9 protein-coding genes are annotated in these 13,067 nt (G+C 39.5%); 6 read left to right on the forward strand and 3 right to left on the reverse strand.

What is annotated here, in order from left to right; all coding sequences use genetic code 11:
* Positions 1–8: 8 nt before the first annotated feature.
* Positions 9–641 carry a GNAT family N-acetyltransferase gene (locus ACMGGO_RS05070; RefSeq protein ID WP_036078398.1) on the reverse strand — a complete coding sequence of 211 codons (633 nt, stop codon included), beginning with the start codon at positions 639–641 and terminating at the stop codon, positions 9–11.
* 321 nt (positions 642–962) lie between these two features.
* Between ACMGGO_RS05070 and acsA the strand changes: the two genes are divergently transcribed.
* The 5 genes from acsA to ACMGGO_RS05095 all read left to right on the forward strand — a co-directional run bounded on the left by acsA (position 963) and on the right by ACMGGO_RS05095 (position 7,203).
* Complete coding sequence (gene acsA, locus ACMGGO_RS05075; protein WP_420281637.1) at positions 963–2,690, forward strand: acetate--CoA ligase; 1,728 nt, start codon at positions 963–965, stop codon at positions 2,688–2,690.
* Positions 2,691–2,927: 237 nt separating this feature from the next.
* Positions 2,928–3,962, forward strand: coding sequence for an N-acetyl-gamma-glutamyl-phosphate reductase (gene argC / locus ACMGGO_RS05080; protein WP_193767384.1), 1,035 nt, complete (start codon positions 2,928–2,930; stop codon positions 3,960–3,962).
* Positions 3,963–4,018: 56 nt separating this feature from the next.
* Positions 4,019–5,251 (forward strand): bifunctional glutamate N-acetyltransferase/amino-acid acetyltransferase ArgJ, encoded by a 1,233-nt coding sequence (gene argJ / locus ACMGGO_RS05085; RefSeq protein WP_048393513.1) that lies wholly within the window; start codon positions 4,019–4,021, stop codon positions 5,249–5,251.
* Positions 5,214–5,999 carry an acetylglutamate kinase gene (gene argB, locus ACMGGO_RS05090; protein ID WP_048393515.1) on the forward strand — a complete coding sequence of 262 codons (786 nt, stop codon included), beginning with the start codon at positions 5,214–5,216 and terminating at the stop codon, positions 5,997–5,999. The genes argJ and argB overlap by 38 nt, the downstream gene beginning before the upstream one ends.
* A 73-nt stretch (positions 6,000–6,072) precedes the next feature.
* Positions 6,073–7,203, forward strand: coding sequence for an acetylornithine transaminase (locus tag ACMGGO_RS05095; protein WP_048393719.1), 1,131 nt, complete (start codon positions 6,073–6,075; stop codon positions 7,201–7,203).
* A gap of 109 nt (positions 7,204–7,312) precedes the next feature.
* On the opposite strand, the gene ACMGGO_RS05100 is transcribed toward ACMGGO_RS05095, so the two are convergent.
* Both ACMGGO_RS05100 and ACMGGO_RS05105 read right to left on the reverse strand, forming a co-directional pair.
* Positions 7,313–8,194, reverse strand: a complete 882-nt coding sequence (locus tag ACMGGO_RS05100) for an NAD-dependent epimerase/dehydratase family protein (RefSeq protein ID WP_054549937.1) — start codon at positions 8,192–8,194, stop codon at positions 7,313–7,315.
* 135 nt (positions 8,195–8,329) lie between these two features.
* Positions 8,330–11,362, reverse strand: coding sequence for a transglycosylase domain-containing protein (locus ACMGGO_RS05105; RefSeq protein ID WP_054549938.1), 3,033 nt, complete (start codon positions 11,360–11,362; stop codon positions 8,330–8,332).
* A 394-nt stretch (positions 11,363–11,756) separates the two neighbouring features.
* Between ACMGGO_RS05105 and tyrS the strand changes: the two genes are divergently transcribed.
* Positions 11,757–13,025: a tyrosine--tRNA ligase gene (tyrS, locus tag ACMGGO_RS05110; RefSeq protein WP_054549939.1), complete on the forward strand. Its 1,269-nt coding sequence runs from the start codon at positions 11,757–11,759 to the stop codon at positions 13,023–13,025.
* Positions 13,026–13,067: the final 42 nt, after the last annotated feature.

Consider the following 13,067-nt stretch of genomic DNA (forward strand, 5'->3'; position numbering starts at 1 on the left):
TATTAGTTTTAATACATGAAACGATTTCTAAAACGAAGTCTATCAAATCTTTCCATTGTCTCAGGAGGCACCCGTTTTCCTTCGCGCGCCATCAGGCAATTGGCTGGATGTGATGTAATTTCAGGATCATCTGTTGCAAAATATTCGAAACCAGCAGAGCTCATCATTTTCTCCATCATTTTGCGGTAATCCCAAACATTTAAACCAGTTCCTTTTAAATCCCAATGCCAATAGTACTCGGTAGTAATCACAAGATAATCTTCCATTTCATCCCCCATAAATGAAACGGCTAGTAGTGCCTTCCCAGCACCAGTACCACGGTAGTCTGGAATGACTTCAATGGCACCTAATTCAATCATGTCATCGATACGATCTTCTGCCCATCGTTCAAGTGGATCAGGGTAAAGATAGGTAACATAGCCTACAATAATATCTTCGTTTCGAATAATAATAATACGGCCTTCGGGTAGTCCAGCAATTTCTATAATGGCCTGCTGTTGCTGTTTTGGAGGTCTGAAGGCAACCAAGCCTTCATGGAATGAATATGTAGCTAATTTTTCTGGAGGCACAGGTCCTTCCACATACACAGTACCATGCTTTGTTTCCTTTGTGACAGAAAAAAAAGTTTTTTTATGTTCCATAATTACACCACCTGAGTTTAATAATTCCATTATAGCTGATTTCTTGCGTAAAAACGCTTATTTTTGCAAAATATACCTGTATTTTTGGAAAAATAAAAATATTGAGACAATCTATCTGAATTCGTGTAAAATAAGATTATATTGCTTCTGTTATTTAACAGATAAAAGTAGTGCTATTAGGGTTTCGAACATTAATACTATGGATAACTGTTATATAACAATTGCTACATATCAATTTTGCTTTTAGAAAATTCTCTGAATTTCAACAGGGGGGATTGTTGAAATTTAGTCAAAAACAAAAGCAAAGAAAGGGGTATTTTCATGGGGATGAAAATGAAGGAGAAGTTAATGGCTTTACCTGGTCAACACCATTTAACGAATTATGAAGAAGTGGCAGAATCTCATAATTGGGCAGATACGGAAAAGGCATTTAGTTGGAGCGAAACAGGTTTAGTGAATATGGCATATGAGGCTATTGATCGCCATACAGAAACACATCGCAAAAATAAGGTGGCATTGTATTTTAATGATGGTAAACGGAAAGAGGCATATTCATTTAATGAAATGAAAAGGTTAACAAACAAAGCAGCAAATGTTTTTAAAGCGACTACTAATCTGCAGAAAGGTGATCGTTTATTTATTTTTATGCCTCGTTCACCTGAGCTTTATTTTTCATTATTAGGTGCGTTGAAAATGGGGGTTATTGTTGGACCATTGTTTGAAGCTTTTATGGAAGGTGCTGTGTATGATCGACTTGCTGATAGTGAGGCGAAAGTGTTAGTCACGACACCTGCTTTACTTGAACGTGTACCTTTAGCTAAATTACCTAAATTGGAGCATATCTTTTTAGTAGGGGAGGGCGTTGAGGAAACAGCTCAAATACTAGACTTTACTAAACATTTAAAAGAAGCTTCAGCTCATTTTGATTTAGAGTGGGTAGACAGAGAAGATGGGATGATTCTTCACTATACCTCTGGATCAACAGGTGCTCCAAAGGGTGTATTGCATGTCCATAATGCTATGATTCAGCAATATCAATCGACACAATGGGTACTTGATTTACGTGAAGATGATATTTATTGGTGTACAGCTGATCCTGGATGGGTTACAGGAACAGCCTATGGCATTTTTGGTCCGTGGTTAAACGGTGTAACAATGCTAATCGTCGGAGGAAGATTTTCACCACAAGCATGGTATCAGGCTATTGAAGATTATAGTGTGACAGTGTGGTATAGTGCACCAACAGCGTTCCGAATGCTGATGGGTGCAGGTAGTGGCTTGCTTGAAAGCTATGATCTCACATCTTTACGCCATGTGCTGTCTGTTGGTGAGCCTTTGAATCCAGAAGTTATTCGCTGGGGAGTAGAGGAACTAGGTCATCGTATACATGATACATGGTGGATGACAGAGACGGGAGCGCATATGATTTGTAATTATCCATCGATGGATATTAAGCCAGGTTCAATGGGGAAACCTCTTCCTGGTATTCATGCGACGATTGTAGATGATGCAGGCAATGAGGTTCCACCATTTACAATGGGGAATCTAGCTATTCGTCGTGGTTGGCCTGCCATGATGCGCCAAATTTGGGGCAATCCAGAGCGCTATGAATCTTATTTCCTAAAGGGAGAATGGTACGTGTCTGGAGATTCAGCCTATATGGATGATGAAGGTTACTTCTGGTTCCAAGGGCGTGTGGATGATGTCATTATGACGGCTGGTGAACGTGTAGGACCTTTTGAAGTAGAAAGTAAGCTACTTGAGCATCCAGATGTAATTGAAGCGGGTGTTATCGGGAAACCAGATCCGGTGCGAGGTGAAATCATTAAAGCCTTTGTATCCTTACGAGAAGGGGTAGAACCTTCTGATGCATTAATTGAAGATATACGTGATTTTGTTAAAAAAGGTTTATCTGCACATGCAGCACCACGTGAAATAGAATTTAAAGATAAATTGCCAAAAACACGTAGTGGTAAAATTATGCGTCGCGTTTTGAAAGCTTGGGAATTAAATTTACCGACTGGTGATTTATCAACCATGGAAGATTAATTAATTATCTAAAACATCAATTGATATTTATACAACATGTGCATAAAAAGAAGGCAAGGATTCATTCGATGGGCGAAAGGATTCTTGCCTTCTTTTTTCTGGATTTACAATAGTATAGAGGTGAGAGTAGGTGAAATATTATCTATTTCAAAAAAACAATGAATTAAATAAAAATTCAGTTGACTTAATAAATATGCAGACGTATACTATTTTTAACTTATTTCAGAGGTGAGTGCAGTGAAAGTAGGTATTGTTGGAGCAACTGGATATGGCGGTCTAGAACTTATTCGATTTTTACATAATCATCCAGCTGTGGAACGAATTGATTTATTTACTTCTTCGGAAGAGGGTGTCCAATTTTCTTCTAAATTTGGCCATCTTGTTAGGATAGCTGATACACCGTTACAAAAGATTGCGTATGACACTTTAGAAAAATTCGATGTTATTTTTACGAGTACACCATCTGGGGTGACAAGTGAGCTATTACCGCCTTTGGTTGGGAAAGGACCAAAGCTAATCGATTTATCTGGTGATTTTCGGTTAAAAGATCTAGCAAGCTATGAAACCTGGTATGGCAAAAAAGCTGCACCGTTCCATAGTGTTCAACAAAGTGTATATGGTTTAACAGAATGGAATGAAGAGCTTATACGTCAAGCAACACTTGTTGCTAATCCGGGTTGCTACCCAACAGCAGTTTTATTATCCTTACTACCACTTGTAAAAGAACGTTTAATTGATCCTAGTTTTCTAGTTATTGATGCAAAGAGTGGTATTTCAGGAGCAGGCAATAAGCCCTCACAAACTACCCATTTTAGTGAGACAAATGAGAATTTTTCAATCTATAAAGTAAATACACATCAACATATTCCCGAAATTGAACAGGCACTTTCCATGTTTGCTCAAGCAGATACAAAGGTTACTTTTAATACGCATCTGGTTCCAATGACCAGGGGAATTTTGGCGACATCCTATGCACCAGTAATGCAGGGAATTACAGAGTCGCAATTGATCACTTGCTTACAGGCAACCTATGAGAATCATCCATTTGTTCGAATCGTTACGGATGCATCGAGTTTAGGGACAAATCGTGTCAAGGGATCAAATTATTGTGACATTCTAGTGAAAGTAGATTCCCGTACAAATCGTGCCACAATTGTTAGTGTAATTGATAACCTTGTCAAAGGAGCAGCAGGGCAAGCTATCCAAAATATGAATGTGCAATTTGACTTACCACAAACGACAGGGCTAGATGTTGTACCGTTCTTTATTTAACAGCATGCAGGCAACTGTATGCTTCTCTTATTTATTAATCTAAGGAGGAATTTCGGATGACAGTTACCACTTCAACGAATGTAATGAAAAAATTATCAAGTAAAAATATTGTTTCACCAAAAGGCTTTAAGGCAGCCGGATTACACTGTGGTTTAAAACATAAGAAAAAGGATTTAGCCCTTTTAGTAAGTGAAGTCCCAGCAAGTGTTGCGGGTGTTTTTACTACAAATGCTGTGCAAGCAGCACCATTAAAAGTCACGAAGGAAGTTGTTTATGCAACTAAGAAAATGCAAGCGATGATCGTGAATTCAGGCAATGCGAATGCTTGTACAGGTAAACAAGGTGTAAAAGATGCCCAAACAATGCAAGCGCTAGCTGCTGAAAAATTAGGGATTGCACCAAATTTGGTGGGAGTTTGCTCGACAGGTGTTATTGGAGAAATGATGAAATTAGAGCCAGTAGCAAATGGTATTCTTCAGTTAGAGCCAAAGGATAATTTAGAAAGTGCGATTGACTTTGCGCAGGCTATTTTGACAACAGATACCGTCATGAAAAACACAAGCTATAGTACAACTGTGGATGGCAAGGAAGTTATCATTGCTGGTGTAGCAAAAGGTTCAGGTATGATCGAACCTAATATGGCAACAATGCTAGGCTTTATTACAACAGATGCCAACATTGAATCTGATGTGTTACAAGCAGCTTTATCGACTATTACTAATTTAACATTTAACGCTATTACAGTTGACGGGGATACATCCACTAATGACACAGTGGTAATATTGGCTAATGGCTTGGCAGGGAATAATTCTTTAACTCCAGAGCATCCAGATTGGCAAAATTTCTTTAACACTTTGCAAACAGTAGCGGAAGATTTAGCAAAAATGATTGCCAAAGATGGTGAAGGAGCAACGAAGCTTATCGAAGTGGAAGTTGTTGGTGCAATTTCAGACGAGGAGGCACGTAAAATTGCAAAAACAGTCGTTGGTTCACCACTTGTAAAGACTGCAGTTTTCGGCTGTGATGCCAACTGGGGGCGTATTATTGCAGCAGTAGGGTATAGTGGCGCAACAGTTGATCCAGATAAAATTACTATCCAAATCGGTGGTGCTACTATGGTAGAAAACGGTGAACCAATTCCCTTTTCTGAGGACGAGTTAATTCAAATATTAAAAATGCATGAAGTAAAAATCTATGTGTCCCTTGGTGTGGGTGATGGTAAGGGGCATGCTTGGGGATGTGACTTAACATATGACTATGTCCAAATCAATGCATCATACCGCTCATAAACGTGTGGTCATTAAGCTTGGGGGCAGTACACTGGAAGGTTTAAATGAGGCTTTCTTTGATAATTTTAAAAGATTACAAGAGAGTGGGGTAGAGCTTATTATTACCCACGGGGGTGGGCCAGCCATAAATCGAGAACTAGCTGCTCAAGGCCTACAATCACATACATTAAATGGAATACGTGTCACGAACGAGGCTGCAATTAAAGTTGTCCAATCGACCCTAATAGGTCAAGTAAACACTGCATTAGTTCATGAGTTAACAACAGCTGGTATAGCAGCCATCGGATTAAATGGCTTTGATAATCAGTTGATAGTCGTAGACTTTTTAGATCAAGAGACTTACGGGTATGTAGGAGCTATTAAAAATATCAATACATCCTTATTGGAAGCTTTAATGGGTGTAGGGATTGTACCTGTTATTGCCTGCGTAGGTACGACCGAAGCAGGTCAGGCTCTTAATATTAATGGCGATACGGTAGCAAGTGAAATTGCTTTAGCCGTCGGAGCAGATAGCTTACTACTCGTGACAGATGTGAGTGGTATCCGTATTGAAGATGAATATCAAGCAATAGCTACACCTAGTCTTATAGATCAATGGACAGAGCAGGGCCATATTTACGGTGGAATGATTCCGAAAGTGCAAGGAGCGATTGACTGTTTACGGGCAGGGATTCCTTCTGTACAAATTGTAGGCGCAACTTTAATTGGTACAACAATTGTAGCCACAAGTGAACTTCTTTCTTCCTAGTGTTCTAAATAAGATAGCTTGAGAAGTATAGTTGTTGAAAGAAACTATTTTAAATGATAGTGGAGATGATAACATGAGTGTTTTATTTGAGAATTACGGCAAGCGTCGTGCACAAATTGTTAAAGGTCAGGGGACAATTGTTGAGGATTCAACAGGGAAGCAATACTTGGATTTTACTAGTGGCATTGCTGTGGTGAGTCTTGGTCATGCCCATCCAGCCGTTGTACAGGCACTTCAAGAGCAAAGCCAAAAGCTATGGCATATTTCAAATCTTTTTGAAATACCAGGTCAGGAAAAGGTGGCAGAAAAATTAATTGCTAATACACACTTTTCACATGCCTTTTTTTGTAATAGCGGGGCTGAGGCTAATGAAGCGGCCATTAAATTAGCTCGTAAGCATACAGGCAAACATCATATTATTACATTTGAAAAATCATTCCACGGTCGTACTTTTGGAGCAATGTCTGCAACAGGTCAAGGCAAAGTACATAATGGCTTTGGACCACTCGTAGAAAAATTTTCGATTTTGCCATTTAATGATGCTGCTACACTTGAAGCAACCGTTGATGATTCAGTTGCAGCTATAATGCTAGAAATGATTCAGGGAGAGGGTGGTGTCAATAGTGTATCAGCAGAATTTGCCGCAGCTATTGCAAAAGTCTGTGAGGAGCAAGGTGTACTACTAATTGTTGATGAAGTGCAAACGGGCATTGGAAGAACAGGAACACGCTATGCATTTGAACAAACGGTATTAAAGCCACATATCGTAACTTTGGCAAAAGGCTTAGGTGGTGGTTTCCCTGTTGGTGCAATGCTCGGAACTGCTGAGCTTCATGCTACATTTAGTCCAGGAACACATGGTACAACATTCGGTGGAAACCCTCTTGCGATGAATGTGGCACAAGCTGTTTTAAATCATGTGTTTGAGCCGGATTTTTTACAGCAGGTACGAGAAATATCTGCCTATTTTGTGGCACAACTAAGGGCTCATTTATCTTCTAGCTATACTGTTCAAGGCCAGGGTCTCTTGTTAGGGATTGGCTGTGGGGACACGGAAGTTGCGCCTTATATCGCGGCAGCGGAAGAAAGTGGTCTTTTATTAGTAGGGGCAGGGCCAACAGTTATTCGTCTTTTGCCTCCATTAACGGTCACAAAGGAAGAGATTGACAAAGCAGTAGCTATTTTAAAGAACATATTACCGTGAAAATACACTTTCGTTCAGCAGAAAGTGAGGCATTAGCGGCAAAAATGACTAGACATTAGGATGAACAAAGAATCTGCTAGATATGAGCAGATTCTTTGCGCTATAAATGCTATTGTAGCTGTTTTACTAATGTTGCCACTAATTTTGGTAACCAATCTTCAAGCTGACTAAACGTAAATCCTGCCTTCTCAGCCTTAGCATTAGACATATACCAATCAGCAGGCACCCCATAAGGAGACTGTGATTCCTCATCACCACCAATGAGGGAAATTTTTGCGCGCTGACCACTTGCTTCTTCAATTAGCGCAATTAGATCTTTGAGAGATATGGCCCCTGATGCGGTAGCATTGTATGGTCCCTCAATAGGAGTAACGCCCGCAAAGTATAAAAATTCAGCAGCTTCCCCATCTGTAATATAACTCATCTTTGCATCAATGTTCGGTAAAGTAATCGGCTGATTCTGTAAAATATGTTCAACGTGGAAATGTAAACGTCGAGTATAATCATCTTCACCCATCACAATTGGGAAACGTACAGCTACGACTGGGAATGAAGCTTCTTTGAATAAGACTGCCTCCGCTTGTCGTTTTCCTTCTCCATAAGAAAATTCCTCTTGATGTCCCATACGAATTTGATACTGGTATGGATCAAAGTCTTCTTCCTTTTTCATCTTACCATCTACCTCATATGTTGAAAGAGTAGAAGTAAAGACGAGCTTTTTCGTTTTTCCCTTTAATATCTCGCAAATCGCTTGTGCCTCGTTGGGCGAATAGCAAATATTATCATAGACAATGTCCCATGTTGTATTGGCTAGTGCCTGTTCTAAAGCATCACGATCATTACGATTTACTACTAATTGCTTAACATGTGTACCAAAGGGGTTGCCACTTTGACCACGTGTTAAAATCGTTACATTATGTCCATTTTGAATACAAAGATCAACTAGCTTTTTTCCAAAAAAACGTGTGCCTCCTAAAATCAATATGTTCATATATTTTCACCCCTTCAAAATAGTAGTCCTCTTAATAATGACAAAAAAACAGACTTACTACAATTCATAAGTAATATGCAGTAAGTCTGTTTAATTGATTATCTAATACAAATGCTTTTGCTAAGGCATAATGGATTAGCGCCTTGATGTTTCAGTTGGAGTAGTGGTATTACCATTGTCTCCTCCATTTGTGCCATCTCCGGGGTTATCAGATCCATCGCCATTGCTTCCGGAGCCATCCCCGTTATTGGAGCCATTGCCATTGTTACCAGAACCATCCCCGTTATTGGAGCCATTGCCGTTATTACCAGACCCGTTCCCATTATTGGAGCCATTGCCGTTACTACCCGAACCATTACCATTGCCATTAGTAGGTGGTGTTGTAGGTGGTATTGGCTCTTGGTCGTTTTCCTCTGGGTCAGGTTCATTTTCACTACCGCCAGTAGACACAACATTGGAGTGTGGTGATGTTAAACCTGTAATATCTACAGCGACCACTACATAAGCTTGTCCACTAGCAACCGTAATGCTTTGTGTTGACTCTAGTACGGACGTTACAAGTGTATTACCGCCATTCGTAACGTTGTAGATACGATAACCAACAACATCATTCGATGACTCTGACCATGATAATGTAGAGCCATTTACTGAAGCTGAGACAGCTCCTGGAGGGCTACCATCCGCTGGGAAATCAACTGCTGATACAGATGAATTCGACAATGTAGAATTCTTTGGTAACAGACTAGCAGGGTTCCCGCCAAGTCTACCTAACATTCGTTTAATAAAGTCTTGATTAATGCCTGCGCCACCTGCTTTTACAAACTCTGCTGGTGTATTTGGCAACGCATTATAAGTTTTTCCTTTAATCGTCACAACACTTGAAGAGGCTAAGCTATCATCAGGTTGTGATGGTAAAAATACTTTCGCATTAAATAAATCTGAGCGTACAAGACCTGCGCTAGCACAAGCTGCAGAAGGGGCCATGCCGGAAATGCCACAGAATGATGCTGTCACAACATTTTTAGGCGCCTTAAAACTTGTTGGAGGGTCAATTAGCTGAGGGTCCGCATCGTAAACAGCATTCATTAAAGTACCCCATAGCTTATTCACCCGAACGCTTGGCTGTAAATAGGTGTTGTTAAATGCATAAAGTGTACGAGGTTGATCGTAACCCATCCAAACACCAAGAGATACATTAGGGTTATAACCAACTAACCAAACATCTTTATATTCTTGAGAAGTCCCTGTTTTTGCAGCGAAATCAGAAGAGAATTTTAATGTATTTCGTGCCATTGTCCCTGTTCCTTTAGTGAGAACATCACGTAGCATATCTGTCACGATATAAGATGTTTCTGGGCTAAATACTTGAACAGGTTCTACTTCATGTTGGTAAACAATATTTCCTTCTTGGTCTTCAATTCGATCAATCATATAAGCGTCAATGAATTGGCCACCATTTGCAAAGGTAGCAAATGCATTTGTATTTTCTTCAACAGTAGTTCCTTCGCTTAAAGCACCGATCCCAGTTGCTAGGTTAGTAAAATCATCTGGATGTAATTTTGAGAATCCCATTTTTACTAACAAATCTGCAGGGCGTCTACTAATAATATCATTATATAAACGTAGTGCTGAAATATTTTGAGAATCTGCTAAAGCTTCACGTGCTGGAATAAGACCTCGCTCATCACTCGTAATATAGTTACTTGGACTCCAAGAACCGATTGAGAATTTCACGTCAACTAATGGACTACCCGCACCGATTACGCCATACTCAATGGCAGGTCCATAAACAAGTAATGGTTTCATTGTAGAACCGTTAGAACGATAAGCTTGTGTTGCATGGTTTACTTGAGTGGTTTTAAAGTCTCGACCACCGACAAAGCTTAAAATACGACCTGTCGTATTCTCTATTAAAATACTACCTACTTGTACCGGCATCTCAATATCAATTTCTTCACCAGTAACAGGATCTTTCCCTTTACCAGTATACGTATGACCATAATACTGGAAGTCTTTTGCTGCTTTTTGCATCGCATCATACATATCTTTATTAATGGTTGAATAAATACGATAGCCTTTTGAACGAACATCACGATCTGCTAAAATCGTATATTTATCCTTTAATTTTTTTTCTGACTTTAAGCGCTCTGGGTCAATCCCATCATCTTTTGCTAATTTTTCAGCAATAATATCTTTTGCACGAGCTTCAAGCTCATAAGTCAACCAAGGATAACGATCCTCCGCGCGCATTTCTGGTCCACGGAAATCGGCAGCAATATCATAGTTTAACGCTTCATTATACTGTGCATCATCAATATAACCAGCTTCTTTCATACGATAAAGTACTGTTTTCATACGATCAATACCTGGTTTCAAAGCTTCTTCACTTTTCAGTTCACCTGTATTTGTAAATGGTGTATAAGCAAATGGTGCCTGTGGAATACCAGCTATGTACGCAGCTTGAGGAAGAGTCAATTCTTTTGCTTTTACGCCAAAAATTCCTTCCGCAGCTGTTTCAACACCTGCAATATTTCGTCCTGAAGAGTTACGACCATAGGGAATGATATTTAAATAAGCCTCTAATATTTCTTCCTTCGTCATAAAATGTTCTAAACGCATCGCTAGTAAAATTTCCTTAGCTTTACGCTCGTATGATACTTCATTAGTTAGTACTTGGTTTTTAATAAGCTGCTGGGTAAGTGTAGAACCACCTGTCTGCGTTGCAGAGTTTGTGACATCTTGTAATAACCCACGAATAACTGCTTTAGGAACAATTCCGTTATGCTCTCGGAAATATTCATCTTCTGTTGCCAGAACAGCATTCACGACCTCTGGTGCAACATTGCTAAGCGAAGTTTCACGTCGATCTAAATCTGTCCTTAATTTCCCAATATAAATATCGTTGGCAAAATAAATCTCACTGGTTTCTTCATAGCTAAAAATTTGATCCCTTAACTCTTGTTTTGAGCGTAACGGTTCTTCTTTTACAAGAGAAGCAAAATAACCAGCTCCAACTGAACCGACAAATACAGTGCCAACCAATGCAAAGACTAAAAATAGTAAAAATAAGTTCCAGGTAACACTACCTGAAATACGTAATTTCTTCATCCATTTTTGTTCAAGTAATTCATCGATCTTTGCATTGATTTTTTCAATCCAATCTTTCAATGTATCGACCTCCTAAAATCTTGTCTATTATAGCACATATTGTTTTAGCACGAACATAGTTATTGACTTTGAAAAAGAATCGTATAAAATTATGTTTATAGTTTTCTGGTGATGAAGAGCTTGCAGTAGTGTCTATATTCCCTGTTTAGAGAGCCAGTGGTTGGTGAAAACTGGTCATATTGTAGAGACGAATTACGTGCTTGGAGCTTAGACGTGCGCGCCTGCGATAAAGGCGGCTGAATGAAGTGGAAGGTGGATGACATCTTCAAGCTGGGTGGTACCGCGTTAGTTTGCAACTTAACGTCCCTGCATGCAATTGTTTGCGTGTAGGGACTTTTTTTATTTAAACATGTCCATGCACGTAATGAATTTAACCATTTTAGGAGGAATGAACATGACAAACGAATTATTACAAGATTTAGAATGGCGTGGTTTGCTATACCAACAAACAGATGCGGAAGGCATGGCAAAATTATTAGATGAACAATCTGTATCTTTATACTGTGGGGTAGATCCAACAGCTGACTCCATGCATATTGGACATATTGTTCCATTGTTAACGCTTCGTCGATTCCAAAAAGCGGGTCACCGTCCAATTTTACTTGTTGGTGGTGCGACAGGGATGATCGGTGACCCATCTGGCCGTTCAGAAGAGCGCCAATTACAAACAGTAGAGCAAATCGATAAAAACGTTCAAGGAATCCGTAGTCAATTAGAACGTATTTTCGAATTTGCGGAAGATGGCAATGGTGCTCAGCTTGTGAACAATCGTGACTGGATTGGTAATATCAACACAATTGAATTTTTACGTGATTACGGGAAACTAATTAACGTAAACTATATGTTAGCAAAAGATACGATTGCTTCTCGTCTTGACACAGGAATCTCGTTTACAGAGTTTGCCTATACGTTAATTCAAGGTATTGATTACAATCATTTATACAATCACTACAATTGCCGTATTCAAGTAGGTGGCTCTGACCAATGGGGTAACATTACAACAGGGTTAGAGGTTATTCGTAAAACACACGAGGAAGAAACGAAAGCCTTTGGTATTACGATTCCATTAGTAACAAAGGCAGATGGCACAAAGTTTGGTAAAACAGCAGGTGGTGCTGTTTGGCTAGATGGTAAGAAAACCTCTCCATATGAGTTCTACCAATTCTGGATCAATGCAGCTGATGCAGATGTCATAAAATACTTAAAAATCTTTACGTTCCTATCTCGTGAAGAAATTGAAGCTTTAGCCGTTTCTGTAGAGGAGGAGCCACATTTACGTAAGGCACAAAAGGCGCTAGCTGAAGAAATGACTCGTTTAATACATGGTCAAGAGGCATTAGAGCAAGCCATCCGTATTACAGCTGCTTTGTTCTCAGGAGATCTAAAAGCACTTTCAGCTGAAGAAATGAAGGACGCTTTTAAAGATGTTCCTTCTATTGAAATGGCTAAAGAGGATAAAAACATTGTGGACCTACTTGTGGAGGCCGGCATTTCCTCTTCAAAACGTCAAGCACGTGAAGATGTATCAAATGGTGCTATTAGTGTAAACGGTGAAAAGGTAACAGATTTAGAATATGTAGTCGATGCGAAGGATCGTTTAGAGGATGCATTTAGCATTGTCCGTCGAGGTAAGAAAAAATATCATATGGTGAAATTTATCTAATTTCTATTTGCAAAACCACATCCCAAAAAACGCTGGATGTGG

It is taken from the genome of Lysinibacillus sp. BNK-21, assembly GCF_048684915.1.
Lineage (GTDB): Bacteria > Bacillota > Bacilli > Bacillales_A > Planococcaceae > Lysinibacillus > Lysinibacillus capsici.